Origin of the sequence: Rhizobium sp. ZPR4, assembly GCF_040215725.1 — a bacterium.
GTDB classification, from domain to species: Bacteria; Pseudomonadota; Alphaproteobacteria; order Rhizobiales; family Rhizobiaceae; genus Rhizobium; species Rhizobium rhizogenes_D.
On sequence record NZ_CP157967.1, the window covers coordinates 791,216 to 810,102 of the forward strand.

Below are 18,887 nucleotides of genomic sequence, written 5' to 3' on the forward strand. Positions count from 1 at the left end.
CAATATTCGCGATGGACGGTAGTCGTCGCTAGAGATGCTCGCCCGAAAGCCGCTTGCGGTGAAGCTCCTCGGCATTCGGAAGGGCGTCTTTCGGCAGGCCGAAGACCTGACCCGGCAAGATCCGGTCCGGATTGTTGATCTTGTCTTCGTTGGCCAGATAGATCGTCGTATAGCGCACGCCCGCGCCGTAGATGCGGCGCGAGATCTGCCACAGCGTATCGCCGCGGCGGATGATGACGGCATTGGCGTCCTGCGAGAGCGGCGCCTGCTCGATCGTCTTCGGGCCGTTGTCGCTGGAAGAGACCTCTGCGTTGGGTTGCGCCGGTGCCGTCTCGGCGGGCACGGTGATGACGGCGATCATCTGCTCCAGGCCGGGCAGGGCGGCACCGACTGACTTCGGGTCCTTCGGCAGGGCGACGAGAGCAGCAAGTGCCTTGGCGGCAGCGCTGGAGGCATCGGCTGCGGCCTTCTTGAGCACGGCGCTGGCGGCGATGGTCGGACGGAATTCCGAGAGCGATTTCAGCGCGATTTCCGTGCCGGAGCGGGCGGCTGCGAGCTGTTCGGCATTCGGTTGCTTGCCGTCCGCAAAGAGCCCCTTGAGCAGCGCGAAAGCCTTGCCTGCGCCTTCCTTGAGTTTGGCAAGCTCACCCTCGTCGAGCGGCACCATGTTTGCCGTGGTTGCTTGCGTCTGACCATTGGCGGCGGGCGTCTGCGCCGCGACCGTCACCTGATTGCCCTCGGGGCGCGTGAAGTTGACGCTGGTGCGCACCACGACTTTGCCAGCTCCATCGAGCACATCGACGCGGATCTTGTGATCGCCGACGGCAAGAGGCATGGGTCCATCTACAACGAAATGACCGTCCGCACCCGCGACGTTCTCACCGATGAGCTTGTCATCGGCATAGGCGCGAACCTTGGCATTCGGCTTCGTGGTGCCGGCGACGAAGATGTGGTCGTTTTCGATCTCCACCGCATTGACCATGACGTCTTGCTCCGCCTCCACCTTCGCTGCTGGCGGCGTTGCCGTGCCCGCTTCGGGATTGGCGGATGCGACCCTCGTGCCATCCTGTTGCGGCTTGGCATCTGTCGTGGCTGCCGGCTTATCCGTTGCTTTGGCCTGTGCATCGGCTGCCGACGCATCCTGTTCGCTGGAGGTCACGCGGCCCTGCTTGGCGGAAGGCGCCGTAATGATGCGGCTTGCGGTGCCTGGCTTCGACACCATCGCGAGAACTTGGGTGGAATTGTCCTTCGGCACGGAGACGGTGGCGACTTCCTCGGAATTGACGGGCTTGCCGTCCTTGCCGGTGGCGCGCAGTACCAGTTCGTGATCGCCAGGCGGTAGCGGATTGTCGAGTACGGCGGCAAAGTCGCCGCTCGGGCCGACATTGGTCGTCGTGACGACCTTTTCGCCGTCGACGATCTCCAGCTTGGCATTCGGCTCGGCCGAGCCGGCGATAACCGTGGAGCCATCCGGCTCGACGCGCAATACGTCGAATGATGGTACGTGAGGATTGGCAGCAGCGTTGGTCTCAGGCGCCGGTTGGCCGGTCAAGGCTGCGAAAGCCTTGTCGATCGCGGCACTGGCTTCGGTCGCGTTGTCGGGGAGAGATTGGATGATGGCGAGCGCCTTGCCCGCACCGTCCTGTGCCTTCTTCACAAGTCCCGTCGCCGTTGCGTCGAGCCCTTCGGGAAGAGCGAAACCGACGATGGATTGCAGCGCGGTAATCGCCTTTGTCTTCGCAGCTGTGAAGACATCTTGGGCCGGTGCATTGCCGTCCTTGAAGAGTGCCTTCAAATCGGCCAGCGAAGCGGTTGCCGCGCCCGTCAGGTCGGTCAGCTTCTTGGCAAGGTCTCCTGTGCTGGCGGCGGTCGATACGGCATTCTGCGTGGCCTTCGTCGCGTTCTCGGCGGTCTCGCCGGCCTTCTGCGCGTTTTGGTCGATCGTATTCTTCACCGCGTTGCCGGCTTGATTGACGACATCGCCGATCGGGGTCTTGTCACCGTTGATGCGCGGCATCACAAAAAAGACCATCAACAGGGTCGCCACTATCAACACCAACAGAGCCAGCCAACCGGCACGGTTCTTCATCATCATTCATCTCCACGCGGCGAAGTCGTCGCAACTCCTGAAATTGCTAGCGATTTCGCCTGCTTTTACAAGCTTTCTCAGCCATTTTCGCATGTCCCGACACAAGTTTTCCTTTGAAAAATCTTGACTGAGCATCTGCAGCATAGTTGTTTGCATTCATGACCGACGATTCCACGCCAATTCGATCCATTTGTGTTTATTGCGGCTCACGGCCGGGGCGCGATCCCTCCCACATGGCTGCCGGCCGTGAACTGGGCAAAAGCATTGCCGAAAACGGCCTGCGCCTGATCTATGGTGGCGGAACGAAGGGCATCATGGGCGCTGTCGCGAGCGGCGTGCTGTCGCACGGCGGTCAGGTCACCGGCATCATTCCGGAATTTCTCGTCGATATGGAAGCGACGCGCCATTCGCTCGGTCAACTCGACGAACTCATCATAACGCCGGACATGCATACGCGCAAACACGGCATGTTCGAGCGCGCCGACGCTTTCGTGGCGCTTCCCGGCGGCATCGGCACTTTGGAAGAGATCGTCGAGATCATGACCTGGGGTCAGCTCGGCCGTCACGAAAAGCCGATGGTCTTCGCCAATATCAATGGCTTCTGGGACCCGATGATGGAACTCATCCGCCATATGACGGAAGAGGGTTTTGTCCATACGACCCATCGCGTCCAGCCGCTCGTCATCGACAAGGTGGCCGACATCATTCCGGCCATCCGCAAACATGCCGCAGAGACACGCGGCGACCGCGGCGGAGAAGAGGCCGTCATTTCCAAGCTCTAAAAGCTGTTCCGGGAAATTGCGCAGCGGTTTTCTGTCTGGACTTGCGTGATGATGATGAGTTGGGGCAGTTCACGGCTTCTGTGAAAGCTCAACTGCCCCAATTAGCGATTTGCTAACCATATCGCGCCGTTAGCGCCCTCTGCTTTGACGCAGCATAGACCAGGTGTAAAGCACGAGACCGGCCCAGATCAGCGAGAACGCGATCAGCTGGGTGGTTCCGAACGGCTCCCTGAACAGGAAGACGGCGATCAGGAAGACCATCGTCGGCACGATATACTGCATGATGCCGATGGTCGACATCCTCAGAAGCTTCGCACCGTTGGCGAAGATCATCAGCGGCAGCGCCGTCACAAGCCCGCAGCCGAGCAGAAGTGCGGTGTCCGAAAGACCGGTCTGGTAGAAATGACCTTCGCCGCGCGCTTCCAGATAGAGGATGTAAAGTGCTGCCGGAATGCAGAGCAGCAGCACCTCGATGAAGAACCCCTGATTGGCTCCAACAGGCAGGGTCTTGCGGAAAAAGGCATAGAAGCCCCAGGAGAAGGTCAGAGACAACGCGACCCAGGGCAGGGTGCCGGCCTTGACGGTCAGGATAATGACTGCGGCGGCTGCAAGGCAGATCGCGACAATCTGCGTTGGCGCGAGCTTTTCCTTGAGCAGGATGGCGCCGAGCGCGATGCTGAACAGCGGATTGATGAAATAGCCAAGGGCTGCATCGAGCGAATGGCCGGCGCCGATGGCCCAGACATAGGTTCCCCAGTTGATGGTGACGAGCGCTGCCGTCAGCGACGCCATGGCGATTGTCCGCGGGTTGCGAAACGCCGCCTTTACGTCACCCAGGCGTCCAAGTGCCACCAACACGATACCTGCGACGGGAACCGACCAGACGATACGGTGAGCGATGACCTCGAAAGCCGGGATGTGCGCCAGCGCCTTCATATAGAGCGGCAGAATGCCCCAGAAGAGATAGGCAGTCATCGCGAAGCCGAAGCCCCGGACAGCATCGTTGTTCTTGATTTCCGGTTTCACCGCATCGGTGGCCATGAATTTTCCCGTCATTCCCTGTTATTTGAGACGGGATTACTCCAATGCGTGACGCGTGGCTAATTCATTTCCTTGACGGCATCGTCAAGCTTTTTGATGGGCGGCGGATCACTCCGCCGCGATTCTGCCCGCCATGTGCCGGTTCTTCATCAATTTGTAGATGACGGAATCCATCAGCGCCTGGAACGATGCGTCGATGATGTTTTCCGAAACGCCGACGGTCCACCAGCGCACGCCGTCGCTATCGGTGGATTCGATGAGGACGCGGGTTATGGCTTCCGTGCCGCCATTGAGGATACGCACCTTGAAGTCGGCCAGTTCCAGATCGTCGATCTCGTGCTGGTATTTGCCGAAATTCTTGCGCAGCGCCAGGTCGAGCGCGTTGACCGGGCCGTCGCCTTCGGCAACCGACATGATGGTCTCGCCGTCGATGATGATCTTGACCACGGCTTCCGAGACGATCTTCACCCGGCCGTGGGAATCGAAGCGGCGCTCGACCATGACGCGGAAACCGTCGATCGCGAAGAATTCCGGGATGGTGCCAAGCGTGCGGCGTGCGAGCAGTTCGAAGCTCGCATCGGCACCTTCGTAAGCATAGCCTGTCGCTTCACGTTCCTTGACGATCTGGATCAGCTGGTCGAGCTTGGGATCATCCTTGCCCACCTCGATGCCGCGTCGCTTCAGGGCATTGATGAAATTCGACTTGCCGCCCTGGTCGGAGACCATCACCTTGCGGAAATTGCCGACGCTTTCCGGCGGCACGTGTTCGTAGGTGCGAGGATCCTTCAGAAGCGCCGAGGCATGGATGCCCGCTTTCGTCGCGAAGGCCGAGGCGCCGACATAGGGCGCCTGATGGTCGGGCGAGCGGTTCAGCAACTCGTCGAAAGCGTGCGAAAGGCCGGTCAAGCCCACCAGCCGCTCGGCGTCGATCGTTGTCTCGAAACGTTCGCTATAGGCTCTTTTCAGCGCCAGCGTCGGGATTAACGTGATCAGGTTGGCATTGCCGCAGCGCTCGCCGATGCCGTTCAGCGTGCCCTGGATCTGCCGGACGCCGGCCTCGACCGCGGCCAGCGAATTGGCAACCGCCTGACCGGTGTCGTTGTGCGCATGGATGCCAAGACAGTGTCCCGGGACGCCGCAGGCGATGACGGCTTCGACGATGGCGCGTACCTCCGGCGGCTGCGTGCCGCCATTGGTGTCGCAGAGCACGACCCAACGGGCGCCCGCGTCATAGGCCGTCTTGGCGCAGGCCAGCGCATAGGTCGGGTTGGCCTTGTAACCGTCGAAGAAGTGCTCGCAATCGACCAGGGCTTCCTTGCCGGCACTGACGGCCGCCTTGACGCTTTCGGCGATGCTTTCGAGGTTCTCTTCGTTGGTGCAACCGAGCGCCACCTTAACGTGATAGTCCCAGCTCTTGGCGACGAAACAGATCGCGTCGGACTTCGCCTGCAGGAGGCTGGCAAGGCCGGGATCGTTGGAGGCGGAGACGCCGGCGCGCTTCGTCATGCCGAAGGCGACGAAGGAGGCCGAACTTGTGCGTTTCTCGTTGAAGAATGCCGTATCGGTCGGATTGGCGCCGGGATAACCGCCTTCGACGTAATCCAGGCCGAATTCATCCAGCATGGTCGCAATGGCAATCTTGTCCTCGACCGAGAAATCGATGCCGGGCGTCTGCTGGCCGTCGCGGAGCGTCGTGTCGAAGAGATAGATTTTTTCGCGTGTCATACTGTTTCCTCCGGCGAACCGGTTTTTCTTGCTCAGTCGCTCCCTCTCCCCGTTAACGGGGAGAGGGCTGGGGTGAGGGGCTTACTGAGATCAAATCTTCCCAGCAAACTTGTCTGTCGCGCGGATGAGCTGATCGAGAATGCCAGGCTCCGACGAGGCATGGCCCGCGCCCTCGATCAGATGGAATTCCGCTTTCGGCCAGGCCTTGTGCAGCGCCCAGGCATATCTTGCCGGGCACGGCATGTCATAGCGGCCATGGACGATGACGCCTGGAATGTCCTTCAGCTTGTGGGCGTCCCGCAGCAGCTGACCTTCCTCAAGCCAGCCGGCATTGACGAAGAAATGGTTCTCGATGCGGGCAAAGGCGTGCGCATATTCCGCATCCTCGAACTGGGCGCTGACGGTGGGCTCCGGCAGCAGCGTGATCGTTTCACCTTCCCAGATCGACCATGCCTTGGCAGCTTCCAGACGCGCGGCCTTCTCCGGATGTGTCAGCAGCCGATGATAGGCGGCCATCATCTCATGGCGCTCTTCCTGCGGGATAGGGGCGATGAAACGCTCCCATTTGTCGGGGAACATCTCTGAGACGCCGAACTGATAATACCAGTCGAGCTCGGCCTTCGTCAGGGTGTAGATGCCACGCACGACCAGCTCGGAAACCCGCTGCGGATGCGTTTCGGAATAGGCGAGCGCCAGCGTCGAGCCCCAGGAGCCGCCGAAAACCAGCCATTTTTCGACGCCGGCCATTTCGCGCAGCCGTTCGATATCGGCAACCAGGTGCCAGGTGGTGTTGGCTTCCAGGCCGGCATGCGGCGTCGATCGCCCACAGCCGCGCTGGTCGAACAGTGTGACGTCATAAAGCGCCGGATCGAACACGCGGCGATGGCTCGGCGAGATACCGCCGCCCGGGCCGCCATGCAGGAAGACGGCGGGCTTGGCACCCGGCGTTCCCACGCGTTCCCAATAGATCACATGACCGTCGCCGACATCGAGACGGCCGGAAGCATAGGGTTCTATCTCCGGATAGAACGTCCGCAGCACCTCGGTCATATTTTCAGCCCTTCCGCCGGCCAGACATCCGTGTCGTGATCGGGATGCTGGAAGGAAATGATCTGCTCCTGCCGCGAATAGAAGTCCGGATCCTGATGGACAGGCTTTTCGAAGATCGTCTCCACCCAGGGCAGGCGGTAGGCATGGTTGACCTGGATCTGCGGAGCGAGATCGTCGCGCTCGTCGAAGACACCGATGGCGATTTCCAGGCCGCCCGGATGGCGGTAGGTCATCGGCGTGCCGCAGTTTTTGCAGAAGCCGCGTTCGATGTTGACGGAGGACTGGAAGTAAGTCGGCTCGCCGCGCGTCCATTCAAGACCATCGCTCGGTGCCGTCACCAGGGCGGAGAAGAAATTGCCGAACTGCTTCTGGCACATGCGGCAATGGCAGATCGACGGGCGGCCAAGCTCGCCGCGGATGCGAAACCGCACCGCGCCGCATTGGCATCCTCCGCTTCTGGTGGCTTCACTCATGGCTCTTCTCCTCTGGCCAGCTTTGGGTATCGTAGTCGGGATGTTGATGATTGGAGAGCTTGATCGATATCGCACGATCCGAGCTATCCTCATCCGGTTCCATCGGCAGCGTATCGAGCACATGGAACCAGGGCATCTTTGCCGCACGGTTCGATTGCGCGACGGGTTGGATCAGCGCCGGCTCATCCAGTGAACCAAGTGTCACATTGATGGAATCCGTGCCGGGCACATCATAGAACAAGGGCGTACCGCAGGTGCCGCAAAAGCCGCGGCGCACAAGATCCGACGAATGAAACCATGTAGCTTCGCCACGCGTCAGCTCGAAATCGGCACGTTTGGCACTACCCAATGGCAGGGCGTAATTGCCAGACGCTTTCTGGCACATGCGGCAATGACAAAGATGCGGATAGCCGAGTGCGCCGGCAGTGCGATAACGAACCGCGCCGCATTGGCATCCACCGCTGTGTCCCGCCGTCATCGTCATTTGCCGCGCTCCGGTGGCCATGTCGCCGTATCGTGATCGGGATGCTGATAGGATACGATCTCCAGCACGAAGGGCGCCTGCTCGGCATCTTCCTCTGTCCGGTGTCCCGGCAGCAGATGCAGCCGGTCGATGAAGCCGATCTTGGCTTCGGTGCCGTATTGCACGACAGGCGGCAGTTGCGATGGATCGTCGAAGGCGCCGGCCGCGACCGCAATGCCATCCGGCGCCTCATAGGTCAGCGGCGTACCGCAATCGCCGCAGAAACCGCGTTTCACATAGTTCGACGATTGGAACACCTTGCGCTCTCCGCGCGTCCATGCGAGCTCGGCACCGCGCGTCGAAACCAGCGGCGCATAATAGGCGCCGAAAGCCTTTTGGCACATCCGGCAATGACAGATCGACGCATCCTTCAGTTCGCCTCGCACCCGAAAGCGAACCGCGCCGCACTGACAGCCGCCGGTGTAGGCCTTGCTCACCGCTTGATCTCCCAAGTCGTGATCCGCTCACCTGTCGCCGCATCCTTGCCGTCCTTGAGCTGGATACCTCTTGCCGTCAGCTCCTCGCGAAGCTTGTCGGCCTCGGCGAAGTTCTTGGCTTTCAGCAGCTCGAGGCGCTGGCGCACCTTGGCATCGATTTCCGCGACGGCAGCTTCGTCGATCTCCGCCTTCTTCGGCAGCAGGCCGAGAAGATCGGCGCTGGCCGCAAAGACCGGCAGGAGGCTGGCGTCGGCATTGGCGGCTTGCGCCAGGGCGTGCAGCGCCTGGATAGCGGCAACGGTGTTCAGATCATCGCCGAGAGCGGCAAGAACCGTCTGATCCGGCGCGGCATCGCTGACGTCTGCCGCCGGCCATTTGGCGATCAGTCTTTCTGCCTCATCGAGACGCTTGACGGAGAAGTCGATCGGCTCGCGGTAATGCGTCATCAGCATGGCAAGCCTGAGGACCTCGCCCGGCCAAGTCCGGCCACCGAGCTTGTCCGTCTGCAACAGCTCGTGGATGGTGACGAAATTGCCTTCCGATTTCGACATCTTGCGGCCTTCGACCTGCACGAAGCCGTTGTGCATCCAGACATTCGCCATCGCATGCGTGCCATGCGCGCAGCGCGACTGGGCGATCTCGTTTTCGTGATGCGGGAAGATCAGGTCGAGCCCGCCACCATGAATGTCGAAGACATCGCCGAGATAGCGCCCGCTCATGGCCGAGCATTCGATATGCCAGCCCGGACGGCCGCGGCCCCAGGGGCTTTCCCAGCCGGGCTCGTTCTCATCCGACAGCTTCCAGAGCACGAAATCGCCGGGGCTCTTCTTGTGCTCGTCGACGGCGACGCGGGCGCCGGCCTGCTGCTCGTCGAGATTGCGCTTCGAAAGCTGGCCGTAATCGGCCATCGATTTGGTGTCGAACAGCACTTCGCCGGCAGCGCGGTAGGCATGGCCCTTGGCGATCAGCGTCTCGATGATGGCGATCATCTGCGCGATATTGTCCGTCGCCCGCGGCTGCACCGTCGGCTCCAGGCAGCCGAGCGCCGTTGTGTCCTCGCGATATTGCTGCTCGGTCTTCTCCGTCACCAGCCGGATTGCCTCGTTAAGCGCGAGGCCGGGATGGTCGCGGAGCGCACGTGCATTGATCTTATCGTCGACGTCGGTGATGTTGCGGACATAGGTGACGTGGCTCTCGCCATAGGTCTTGCGCAGCAGCCGGAACAGCACGTCGAAGACGATGGCCGGGCGGGCATTGCCGATATGGGCGAAATCATAGACCGTCGGGCCGCAGACATACATGCGGACGTTATTGCGGTCGATCGGCTGGAAATCGACCTTTTCGCGCGTCAGCGTGTTGTAGAACTTCAGTTGCGGCTCGGCGGCCATGTCACTCTCCCAAAGGCATAAATCCGAAAAAAATACCGTCACCGGCGGGCCGGACGTTTGTCATCTTGGATTTTGGGAGACGAAAACGGCCAGGCCAGCGAAACGCTAGCGAATAATCTTCCGGCAGATAATGCAGATAACCGTTTTCATGGGCGGCTTTATCGCGCGCCGGAGGAATTTGGTCAAGTGGGGAGAGCGCCCCTCCCGTATGGGGAAGGGCTGTTTTTTATTCCGGCATCCGGTAGTTGACGAGCTTGTTCTCGCGCACGACGAAAAGCTTACCGGTTTCGGTGACATCGGGGCCGACAAGCGGCAGGATCGCCTGGGCGACGTCGCGGGGATGCGGCAGCGTATCCGGATCTTCGCCGGGCATCGCCTGAGCGCGCATGGCGGTGCGGGTCGCGCCCGGATCGACGCTGGTGACGCGCAGCGGCGTGTTTTGCGCTTCGCCTGCCCAGGTGCGGGCCAGCGCCTCGACGGCGGCCTTGGAGGCGGAATAAGGACCCCAGAAGGGCCGGCAGCGATGGGCGGCCGCCGAAGACAGGATTACGGCACGGCCCGCCTCGGCGCGCATCAGCAGCGGCTCGACGGAACGGATCAATCGCCAGGTGGCTGTCACGTTGATGGTCATCACCTTTTCGAAGACCTTGGCCTCGACATGGCCGATCGGCGAGATCACGCCGAGAACACCGGCATTGGCAACGAGAATATCGAGCTTGCCCCAGCGTTCGAAGATCGAAGCGCCGAGCGCATCGATGGCATTCATGTCGGCAAGATCGAAGGGCACGAGGGTCGCGGAACCGCCGGCCGCCTTGATGGCATCATCAAGCTCCTCAAGTCCGCCGACCGTGCGGGCGCAGGCGATCACGTGCGCGCCGGCCTTGGCCAGTTCCAGCGCCGTGAAATAGCCGATACCGCGCGATGCGCCGGTGACGAGGGCGATCTTGTCCTTGAGATTGACGCTCATGCTGCCTTGATCCGGATATGTTGCGAAGGGAGAGGAGCAGGACGCCCCACTACCCTTTCTGGGGTCAACCGTTTATAAGGTCAACCGTTGCTGGCGAGAACGGAAAGCTTGCGCACGTTGCTGGTGCTTTCCTTGTCGAGCAGGCGCGTCGGATAATCGCCGGTGAAGTAATGGTCGGTAAACTGCGGCTGCGCATTGTTACGCGGCTCGCCGCCGACTGCCCGGTACAGCCCGTCGATCGAGAGGAACTCCAGCGAGTCCGCGCCGATATAATCGCACATGGCCTGCAGGCTGCTATACTGGTTGGCAAGCAGCTTGTCGGCGTCCGGCGTGTCGATGCCGTAGAAGTCCGGATGGAAGATCATCGGGCTGGCGACGCGGATATGCACTTCGCTGGCGCCGGCATCGCGGATCATCTGCACGATCTTGACGGAGGTCGTGCCGCGCACGATGGAATCGTCGACCAGCACGACGCGCTTGCCCTCGATGATGGCGCGGTTGGCGGAATGCTTCAGTTTCACGCCGAAGGCGCGGATCTGCTGCGTCGGCTCGATGAAAGTGCGGCCGACATAATGGTTGCGGATGATGCCGAGCTCGAAGGGAATGCCGCTTGCCTGGGCATAGCCGATGGCAGCAGGCGTACCGCCGTCCGGCACCGGCACGACCACATCGGCCGCGACGGGCGCTTCCTTGGCGAGATTGATCCCCATGTTCTTGCGAGCGACATAGACGTTGCGGCCGCCAACCACGGAATCGGGACGGGCGAAATAGACATATTCGAACAGGCAGAGGCGCTCGGGCTGTGAAACTTCCGGCTTGCGGGCGTCAATGGTGATCGAGCCGTCGGGCTGGATCTCGCAGATGATGACTTCGCCGTTTTCGACATCGCGGACGTATTTCGCGCCGATGATGTCGAGGGCACAGGTTTCCGAGCAGAAGATCGGTTTGCCGTCGAGCTCACCCATGACCAGCGGCCGGATGCCGATCGGGTCGCGGGCGGCGATCAGCTTCGTGCGCGTCATGGCAAGCATGGAATAGCCGCCTTCCATCTGCCTGATGGCATCGATGAAACGATCTGAGGAGGAGGGATGCTTGGAGCGGGCGATGAGATGCAGCACGACTTCGGTATCCGAAGTCGACTGACAGATGGCGCCGTCGGCGATCAGCTGCCGGCGCATGGTCAGGCCGTTGGTGAAATTGCCGTTATGGGCAATCGCGATGCCGCCGACTTCCAGCTCAGCAAACAGCGGCTGGACGTTGCGCAGGATCGTTTCGCCCGTGGTCGAATAGCGCACATGGCCGATCGAACGGTCGCCGGGCAGGCGAGCAAGCGTCGCGGGGTCGGTGTAGTGGTCGCCGACCAGGCCCATCCGCCGCTCCGAATGAAAGCGCTGACCATCGAAGGAGACGATGCCGGCCGCTTCCTGACCGCGATGCTGCAGGGCGTGCAGACCGAGCGCCGTCAGCGTTGCCGCATCCGGGTGTCCCAGGATGCCGAAGACGCCGCATTCTTCATGCAGCGTGTCGCCGTCGATATCGTCCTCGAAGGAAACGGAATGGTTCATGGCTGCGGGCCTTTGCTCTCAACGTGGGCGGATCGGGGCGGCGTCACGAGTGACCATTAAAATAGCTCAAAATCCAGCCGGAAAAAATATCGGGCCGGATCTTCTATTATCACGCCGCTCAAATGGCGATTCTCGGGCGGCAGGTCAAGCCTGTAAACGCACCGTTAATTGTTTGTCTGCGGCGCGGGCGCGTCATCCGAGGGCGCGGTATCGTTCGGCGTCGCGTTGTCGCCACTTCCCTGCTGCTGCTGTTGTTGCTGGTTCGGCGCGATCTTGTTGAGGATCTCTGCCGGCAACCGTGCCTGAATGTCTTGTGGAAGCGCAGCGGTCAGCTTCTCGACCATCGAATCGAGGAACGGCTTCGACTTGGCGTTGTTGACCCAGTCCGGACGGGCGGCCGGTGCCACCAGCCAGTTCCAGAAGGCGACCACGACGACCATCAGGAGCAGGCCGCGAGCCGCGCCGAAGAGGAAGCCGAGCGTGCGGTCGAGCGCACCGATGCGGCTGTCGATGATGAAATCGGCAATCCGGATGGTGATGAAGGAAATGATGATGAGCGCCAGCAGGAAGATGACGGCGGCGGACGCGATCGTGGCGATCTTGGTGTCGGCCTTGTATTGCAGGGCATAGGGAACGAGCAGCGGATAAAGATAGTAAGCGGCGACTGCGGAGCCGCCCCAGCTGACGATCGAGAGAATTTCGCGCGAAAAACCGCGAACCATGGCCAGAACGGCGGAGAAGAGAAGAACGCCGATAACAATACCGTCGAAAATCGTAATGGGCATTTATAATCCACTTCAAGACTTGCCAGACCTCATGGTCGGCATCGGCCTCAATCATGAGCCTCTTCTTCGCCAAGAACGGCTGAAGTAAGGCTCAGTCTTCGTCTTCCGCGCGCTTGAGCGCACCCTTCGATCCGGCAATGCGCGCCACCAGATCCGGCAGGCTGTCGATCTCACTCCAGCGTCCACCGTTGACCTTCGGCAGGTCGGCGGAAGCGGCAGGCAGAACGGCCGCGGAAAAACCCAGCTTCTCGGCTTCCTTGAGGCGCTGGGCGGTGTGCGCAACCGGCCGGACGGCGCCCGACAGGCTGACTTCGCCGAAATAGACGCAATCTGCGGGCAGGGCAAGACCGGCCAAGGAGGAAACCAGTGCAGAAGCGACGGCAAGGTCCGCGGCCGGCTCGGAAATGCGGTAGCCACCGGCGATATTGAGGTAAACATCGTGCTGGCCGAGGCGCACACCGCAATGTGCTTCCAGTACGGCAAGAATCATCGACAGGCGGGCCGAATCCCAGCCGACGATGGCGCGGCGCGGCGTACCGAGCGATGTCGGTGCGACCAGCGCCTGCACTTCGACCAGCACCGGGCGCGTGCCCTCGATGCCGGCAAAGACAGCCGCTCCCGGCGATTTTTCGTTGCGCTCTCCAAGGAAGAGCTCGGATGGATTGGGCACATCGCGCAGGCCGGCGTCGGACATTTCGAAGACGCCGATCTCGTCGGTCGGACCGAAGCGGTTCTTCACCGTGCGCAGGATACGGTAATGATGGCTGCGGTCGCCTTCGAAATAAAGGACAGCATCGACCATGTGCTCGACGACGCGCGGTCCGGCGATCTGGCCGTCCTTGGTGACATGACCGACCAGCACCATCGCCGTGCCGGTCTGCTTGGCGAAACGGATCATCGCCTGAACGCCGGTGCGCACCTGTGTGACCGTCCCGGGCGCGGATTCGGCAAGCTCGCTCCAGAGCGTCTGGATGGAATCGATGATGACCAGATCCGGCCGCTTGCCTTCGGCGAGCGTTGCGAGGATATCCTCGACATTGGTTTCGGCTGCGAGCAGTACTTCTGTGTCGGCCGCCTTCAGCCTCTGGGCACGCAGGCGAACTTGCGCCACGGCCTCTTCACCGGAGACATAGACGATCTTGTGTCCTTGCCGAGCGAGTGCGGCCGCAGCCTGCATCAGCAGCGTCGACTTGCCGATGCCGGGATCGCCGCCGACAAGGACGGCCGAGCCGCGCACGAAGCCGCCGCCCGTCGCGCGGTCAAGTTCGGATATGCCGGTATGGATGCGCGGCGCTTCCTCGATCTCGCCTGACAGCGTTGTCAGCGTCACCGGCTTGCCCTTGCGCGGCGTCTTTGCCGGTCCGCCGCCGATCCCGCCCATCGGATCTTCCTCAACGATGGTGTTCCATGCGCCGCAACTGTCGCACTTGCCGGCCCAGCGATTGTGGACCGTGCCGCAGTTCTGGCAGATGAATTGTGTACGGGCCTTAGCCATCGGATGCTGTTCTCAAGTTCAAATGCTTCGCTCTTCGCAGCGAATCGCGATCGGCTGTCAGATAATGTCTTTCACTAGACATCAAAACTAATGATTTCCGTATCAGCGGTGATCGTGGCAGCTCTTATGCCGGGTTTTTATGGATGATGACTGATGTTCGACTATTCGTTTGCCCATTGGATCGGGTTTCTGACCGCTGCAATCCTTCTTAATCTGTCGCCCGGGCCGGACATCGCCTTCATTCTCGGCCATACGATCAGAAGCGGCATGCGCTCCGGCTTTGCGGCGCTGTTCGGCATCTGGAGCGGCGCCTGTCTGCATGTGCTGATGGCGGCTGCCGGCCTGTCGGCGATCCTCGCCGCTTCCGCGCTGGCCTTCTCGACGGTCAAATGGGTCGGTGCGGCCTATCTGATCTGGCTCGGCATCCAGGCGCTGCGCTCGAAGGGCGAGGGGGCATGGATCAAGGAGGCTCGCAAGACCCTGTCCTTTGGCCGCATCTATCGGCAAGGCATCATGGTCTCGCTACTCAACCCGAAGGTCGCGATCTTTTTTCTAGCGTTCCTGCCGCAATTCGTTGTCGAAGGCGCCGGCCCGGTCTGGGCGCAGCTGCTACTGCATGGCAGCCTGATCATCGTTGTCGCCGCCTTCATCGAGCCGCCGCTCATTCTGCTCGGCGGCCGCCTGAGCGAAGTTCTCCGACGCAATCGCAGCTTCGGCCTGTGGCTTGATCGCGGTCTCGGCTCGCTGTTCGTCGCCCTCGGCGTCCGGCTGGCGATCATGGATCGCTGAAACAGTTCGAGGAATGGCGCTGCGACTTCCTGCCGGAAGCCGGGGGCTATTCTTCGGTCTCTTCCGAGATATACCGGCGTTCGTGCCGCAGTCCCATGCTCGTCAGCATCTCGTAGCCGATCGTTCCGGCCGACCTTGCCGCCTCGTCGACGGAGACGTTATTGCCGAAAAGCTCGATATAGTCGCCGGCACGGACAAGGTTGTCAGGCAGGTCGGTGACGTCGAAAATGGTGAGGTCCATGGTGATGCGGCCGGCAACAGGCACCTTGTGACCGGCAATGAAGCCGTGACCGCCGGTGATACCGGTTTGGCGCAGCGGCACGCCGCCGCTCGACTGACTGCGCATATAGCCATCGGCATAGCCGGCCGATACGACCGCCAGCCGGCTGTCTCGGGTCAATTGTAATGCGCGGCCATAGCCGACGGTTTCGCCTGCCTTGACCGAGCGCGTCTGGATGATCCGCGCTTCCGCCGTTGCAACCGGCCGCATCGGATTGGCCATGCCGGGAACCGCCTCGCCGCCATAAGTCGCGATCCCGGGACGGGTCAGATCGAAATGATAGTCCTGTCCGAGAAAGATGCCGGCTGAATTGGCAAGGCTCGCTTCGATGCCCTCGAAGGCCGTGCTGACCTTGCGGAAAGCCTCGAGTTGCTGCTTGTTCATCGCATTGGCGGGATCATCACCGCAGGCGAGGTGGCTCATGACGAGAACGGGCGAGAAGCTTGCCGGACGGGAGACGTCATCGGCAAGCGCGATCGCATCATCCATAGGCAGGCCGAGTCGGTTGAAGCCCGTATCGACCTGCAGCGCGCAGGGATAATCGCCATATTCCGATAGCACAGCCATCCAGAAGGTCAGTTGTTCTTCCGAAGCGATGACGGGCACGAGATCGTTTTCGAAGAACCGGCGCTCCATGCCGGGCCAAATACCGCTCAGGACGAAGATGCGCGCCTCGGGCGCATAGAGCCGCAAGGTTGCGCCTTCATCCGCGGTAGCGACGAAGAAGTCGCGCGCGCCGGCAGCGTAAAGCGTTTCGCCGACATCCTCGATCCCCAGCCCGTAGGCATCGGCCTTGACGACGGCCGACGTGCGGGCCTTGCCGGAGCGACGGGCCAGGTCGCGCCAGTTTTCGACGAGCGCGCCGAGATCGACTGTCAGCCGCAGACCGGCAGAAGCAAAAGCATCATCGTCATTGAAAGTATCTGTCATGGAGCTGCCTGAACAACGAGGTGGCCGGGGGTGATTTGGTTGTGGCCAGGATAATGATCATCGATGAAAAGAAAAAGTGCTGCGGCGCACATATGCGGAATTGGGAAGAAGCTGCCACTACATTTTTGGCAGCGGTTTCGCGCCGATGGCGGACATTGCGAGCTCTACGAAAATCCGCCTATACGAAAATGCGTAATGTGCATGTGTGATCTCTAACGAGTGGTTGCAAGATGATAATTATTCGCGACGAAGAGCCGTCAGACGCGCCGGAAATCAACGACCTTACGGTAAGAGCCTTCAAGCCCATGGCCTTCAGCGATGGCAGCGAAGCGCCGATCATACGCCGGCTTCGACAGGCCGGCGACCTTGAAGTGTCGTTGGTCGCGGAGGAAAATGGCGCAATCATCGGACATGTTGCTTTCTCTCCGGTCACAATCAATGCTGTCCACGGTGGCTGGTTTGGACTTGGGCCTATTGCGGTAGAGCCGGACCGCCAGCGAGCGGGTATCGGCAAGTCCCTCGTCGCCAAGGGGATTGATGCCCTCAAGCAACGCGGCGCAGCCGGAGTAGCGCTCATCGGCAATCCGAAAATCTACAGCCGTTTTGGCTTCGAAAGCGATGGGCAGCTCACTTATAAGGACGTGGAGCCTCGCTTCGTTCAGAGGATCGTCTTTTTCGGCCCTGCTCCGAGGGGAGAGCTACGCTTCGCAGATGCGTTTGAAAATCCATAGCCTTTGCGAAATTGCCGCTTGCGGCCATCGGCCACTTTGAGGCCGAAAGATGCCGTCCGATGGCGTTTGCCATAGGTTGGGTCCATGCGCCGCCAAGTGCCTCCGTCAATGTTCCTCATATTGGATGAACGAGGAATCGGCGAGATCGGCAAAGCGGGTGAATTCCGACTGAAAGGCGAGCTTCACCGTGCCCGTCGGCCCGTGACGCTGCTTGGCGATAATGACGTCGGCCGTACCCTTCACGCGGTCGAACAGGGCTTCCCATTCCCCATATTTCGGATCGTTCGGATCGCGCGGCTCCTGGTTCTTCACGTAATATTCCTCACGGAACACGAAGAGTACCACGTCAGCGTCCTGCTCGATCGAGCCGGATTCACGAAGGTCGGAGAGCTGAGGCCGCTTGTCGTCGCGGCTTTCGACCGCACGCGAGAGCTGGGAGAGCGCGATGATCGGCACGTTCAATTCTTTGCCGAGCGCCTTCAAGCCGGTGGTGATCTGGGTGATTTCCTGTACGCGATTCTCGTTCGACTTTCCCGAGCCGGTCATAAGCTGCACGTAGTCGACCACCAGAACGTCGAGACCGCGCTGGCGTTTCAGGCGTCGTGCACGCGCGGAAAGCTGGGCGATGGAGATGCCGCCGGTCTGGTCGATATAGAGCGGCACTTTCTGCATCATCATCGAGCAGGCCACCAGCTTTTCGAAATCGGCATCGTTGATGTCGCCGCGGCGGATCTTCGACGAGGAAACTTCCGTCTGCTCGGAGATGATACGGGTGGCGAGCTGTTCCGACGACATTTCCAGCGAGTAGAAGCCGACGACGCCGCCGTTCTTCGCCTTGGTCGAACCGTCTGCCTGCACTTCGCCTTCGAAGGCCGCGGCGATGTTATAGGCGATATTGGTGGCAAGCGATGTCTTGCCCATGCCGGGACGACCGGCAAGGATGATCAAGTCGGAGCGCTGTAGGCCGCCCATCTTGCTGTCCAGCGAATGAATGCCGGTGGAGATGCCCGAGAGGCCGCCATCGCGCTCCTTGGCCACGGCTGCCATGTCGATCGCAAGCGCCACGGCATCGTTGAACGACTGGAAACCGCCGTCGTAGCGGCCGTTTTCCGCAAGCTCGAACAGCCGGCGCTCCGTATCCTCGATCTGTGTCTGCGGCGGCATGTCGAGCGGCGCGTCATAGGCGATATTGACCATATCCTCGCCGATGGTGATCAGCGCGCGGCGCAGCGCCAGATCATAGATGGCGCGGCCGTAGTCTTCCGCATTGATGATCGACACGGCTTCGACGGCGAGGCGGGCGAGATATTGCGCAACCGTCATGTCGCCGACCTTCTCGTCCGCCGGCAGGAAGCTCTTGACGGTCACCGGATGCGCCGTCTTGCCCATGCGGATGATGTCGCCTGCAACTTCGAAGATCTTTCGGTGCAGAGGCTCATAAAGATGAATCGGCTTCAGGAAGTCGGAGACGCGGTAATAGGCATCGTTATTGACGAGGATGGCACCGAGCAGAGCCTGTTCCGCCTCGATGTTATTGGGCGCTTCGCGATAGTGCTGGTCGGTGGGAGCAATGGCGGCGAGCTTGCGCGCAGCTTCGTTCATTTTCCATCTCTTCATGCTTTAGGGTGTCGACTGGTTTGCGACGATCCGATGTCATGGTCAACCGTGCAAATGGGTGTCCACCCGGAGTGGGGCAAATAGGCCTGGCCTATCAACGTTTTTCCACTCGTCCACAGGGACAGATTTCCGCCACGTAAAAAATCTCTTGTGGCCACTTTGCAACGAAAAGATCGACACACGAATCACATATGCAAACCATCCGTGGGGAATATTTTAG

General features: G+C 61.0%; 17 protein-coding genes. 3 read left to right on the forward strand and 14 right to left on the reverse strand.

Annotated features, from left to right (window positions below):
- Positions 1-28: 28 nt before the first annotated feature.
- The gene (locus tag ABOK31_RS03890) at positions 29-2,092 is read right to left on the reverse strand and encodes a LysM peptidoglycan-binding domain-containing protein (protein WP_349958847.1); all 2,064 of its coding nucleotides are present in this window, start codon (positions 2,090-2,092) and stop codon (positions 29-31) included.
- Between the two features lie 155 nt (positions 2,093-2,247).
- Here ABOK31_RS03890 and ABOK31_RS03895 point away from each other — a divergent pair, with 155 nt between their 5' ends.
- Positions 2,248-2,871: a TIGR00730 family Rossman fold protein gene (locus ABOK31_RS03895; RefSeq protein WP_174174159.1), complete on the forward strand. Its 624-nt coding sequence runs from the start codon at positions 2,248-2,250 to the stop codon at positions 2,869-2,871.
- Positions 2,872-3,000: 129 nt separating this feature from the next.
- On the opposite strand, the gene rarD is transcribed toward ABOK31_RS03895, so the two are convergent.
- The 11 genes from rarD to radA all read right to left on the reverse strand — a co-directional run bounded on the left by rarD (position 3,001) and on the right by radA (position 14,320).
- A complete protein-coding gene (gene rarD / locus ABOK31_RS03900) occupies positions 3,001-3,912 on the reverse strand; it encodes an EamA family transporter RarD (protein ID WP_349957826.1) in 912 nt (303 codons plus the stop codon).
- A gap of 108 nt (positions 3,913-4,020) precedes the next feature.
- Entirely contained in the window at positions 4,021-5,637 is a 1,617-nt protein-coding gene (gene cimA, locus ABOK31_RS03905) for a citramalate synthase (protein ID WP_174174161.1), read from the reverse strand.
- A gap of 90 nt (positions 5,638-5,727) precedes the next feature.
- Positions 5,728-6,687: a prolyl aminopeptidase gene (gene pip, locus ABOK31_RS03910; protein ID WP_349957827.1), complete on the reverse strand. Its 960-nt coding sequence runs from the start codon at positions 6,685-6,687 to the stop codon at positions 5,728-5,730.
- Positions 6,684-7,160 carry a GFA family protein gene (locus ABOK31_RS03915; protein ID WP_174174163.1) on the reverse strand — a complete coding sequence of 159 codons (477 nt, stop codon included), beginning with the start codon at positions 7,158-7,160 and terminating at the stop codon, positions 6,684-6,686. Before ABOK31_RS03915 ends, pip begins: the two co-directional genes overlap by 4 nt.
- On the reverse strand, positions 7,153-7,644 hold the full coding sequence (locus tag ABOK31_RS03920) for a GFA family protein (protein ID WP_349957828.1): 492 nt from the start codon (positions 7,642-7,644) through the stop codon (positions 7,153-7,155). The genes ABOK31_RS03915 and ABOK31_RS03920 overlap by 8 nt, the downstream gene beginning before the upstream one ends.
- Positions 7,641-8,120: a GFA family protein gene (locus tag ABOK31_RS03925; RefSeq protein WP_349957829.1), complete on the reverse strand. Its 480-nt coding sequence runs from the start codon at positions 8,118-8,120 to the stop codon at positions 7,641-7,643. The genes ABOK31_RS03920 and ABOK31_RS03925 overlap by 4 nt, the downstream gene beginning before the upstream one ends.
- The gene (cysS, locus tag ABOK31_RS03930) at positions 8,117-9,508 is read right to left on the reverse strand and encodes a cysteine--tRNA ligase (RefSeq protein WP_349957830.1); all 1,392 of its coding nucleotides are present in this window, start codon (positions 9,506-9,508) and stop codon (positions 8,117-8,119) included. Before cysS ends, ABOK31_RS03925 begins: the two co-directional genes overlap by 4 nt.
- 226 nt (positions 9,509-9,734) lie before the next feature.
- Complete coding sequence (locus tag ABOK31_RS03935) at positions 9,735-10,475, reverse strand: SDR family NAD(P)-dependent oxidoreductase (protein WP_349957831.1); 741 nt, start codon at positions 10,473-10,475, stop codon at positions 9,735-9,737.
- Between the two features lie 80 nt (positions 10,476-10,555).
- Positions 10,556-12,040 carry an amidophosphoribosyltransferase gene (purF, locus tag ABOK31_RS03940; RefSeq protein WP_349957832.1) on the reverse strand — a complete coding sequence of 495 codons (1,485 nt, stop codon included), beginning with the start codon at positions 12,038-12,040 and terminating at the stop codon, positions 10,556-10,558.
- A 164-nt stretch (positions 12,041-12,204) separates the two neighbouring features.
- Positions 12,205-12,825, reverse strand: coding sequence for a CvpA family protein (locus ABOK31_RS03945; protein WP_075852151.1), 621 nt, complete (start codon positions 12,823-12,825; stop codon positions 12,205-12,207).
- Between the two features lie 91 nt (positions 12,826-12,916).
- Positions 12,917-14,320 carry a DNA repair protein RadA gene (radA, locus tag ABOK31_RS03950; protein WP_174174169.1) on the reverse strand — a complete coding sequence of 468 codons (1,404 nt, stop codon included), beginning with the start codon at positions 14,318-14,320 and terminating at the stop codon, positions 12,917-12,919.
- Between the two features lie 153 nt (positions 14,321-14,473).
- On the opposite strand from radA, the gene ABOK31_RS03955 reads away from it, so the two are divergent.
- A complete protein-coding gene (locus ABOK31_RS03955) occupies positions 14,474-15,109 on the forward strand; it encodes a LysE family translocator (protein WP_349957833.1) in 636 nt (211 codons plus the stop codon).
- Positions 15,110-15,155: 46 nt separating this feature from the next.
- On the opposite strand, the gene alr is transcribed toward ABOK31_RS03955, so the two are convergent.
- Entirely contained in the window at positions 15,156-16,319 is a 1,164-nt protein-coding gene (gene alr / locus ABOK31_RS03960) for an alanine racemase (protein WP_349957834.1), read from the reverse strand.
- 233 nt (positions 16,320-16,552) lie between these two features.
- Between alr and ABOK31_RS03965 the strand changes: the two genes are divergently transcribed.
- A complete protein-coding gene (locus ABOK31_RS03965; RefSeq protein WP_349958849.1) occupies positions 16,553-17,050 on the forward strand; it encodes an N-acetyltransferase in 498 nt (165 codons plus the stop codon).
- A 105-nt stretch (positions 17,051-17,155) separates the two neighbouring features.
- On the opposite strand, the gene ABOK31_RS03970 is transcribed toward ABOK31_RS03965, so the two are convergent.
- The gene (locus tag ABOK31_RS03970) at positions 17,156-18,652 is read right to left on the reverse strand and encodes a replicative DNA helicase (RefSeq protein ID WP_349957835.1); all 1,497 of its coding nucleotides are present in this window, start codon (positions 18,650-18,652) and stop codon (positions 17,156-17,158) included.
- Positions 18,653-18,887 lie beyond the last annotated feature (235 nt).

Coding starts and splice junctions, on each gene's coding strand:
- ABOK31_RS03945 (WP_075852151.1), bottom strand. CDS start 12,825: ATGCCCATTACGATTTTCGACGGTATTGTTATCGGCGTTCTTCTCTTC.
- ABOK31_RS03955 (WP_349957833.1), top strand. CDS start 14,474: ATGTTCGACTATTCGTTTGCCCATTGGATCGGGTTTCTGACCGCTGCA.
- ABOK31_RS03895 (WP_174174159.1), top strand. CDS start 2,248: ATGACCGACGATTCCACGCCAATTCGATCCATTTGTGTTTATTGCGGC.
- pip (WP_349957827.1), bottom strand. CDS start 6,687: ATGACCGAGGTGCTGCGGACGTTCTATCCGGAGATAGAACCCTATGCT.
- cimA (WP_174174161.1), bottom strand. CDS start 5,637: ATGACACGCGAAAAAATCTATCTCTTCGACACGACGCTCCGCGACGGC.
- ABOK31_RS03935 (WP_349957831.1), bottom strand. CDS start 10,475: ATGAGCGTCAATCTCAAGGACAAGATCGCCCTCGTCACCGGCGCATCG.
- rarD (WP_349957826.1), bottom strand. CDS start 3,912: ATGGCCACCGATGCGGTGAAACCGGAAATCAAGAACAACGATGCTGTC.
- ABOK31_RS03970 (WP_349957835.1), bottom strand. CDS start 18,652: ATGAACGAAGCTGCGCGCAAGCTCGCCGCCATTGCTCCCACCGACCAG.
- ABOK31_RS03920 (WP_349957828.1), bottom strand. CDS start 7,644: ATGACGATGACGGCGGGACACAGCGGTGGATGCCAATGCGGCGCGGTT.
- purF (WP_349957832.1), bottom strand. CDS start 12,040: ATGAACCATTCCGTTTCCTTCGAGGACGATATCGACGGCGACACGCTG.
- radA (WP_174174169.1), bottom strand. CDS start 14,320: ATGGCTAAGGCCCGTACACAATTCATCTGCCAGAACTGCGGCACGGTC.
- cysS (WP_349957830.1), bottom strand. CDS start 9,508: ATGGCCGCCGAGCCGCAACTGAAGTTCTACAACACGCTGACGCGCGAA.
- alr (WP_349957834.1), bottom strand. CDS start 16,319: ATGACAGATACTTTCAATGACGATGATGCTTTTGCTTCTGCCGGTCTG.
- ABOK31_RS03890 (WP_349958847.1), bottom strand. CDS start 2,092: ATGATGAAGAACCGTGCCGGTTGGCTGGCTCTGTTGGTGTTGATAGTG.
- ABOK31_RS03915 (WP_174174163.1), bottom strand. CDS start 7,160: ATGAGTGAAGCCACCAGAAGCGGAGGATGCCAATGCGGCGCGGTGCGG.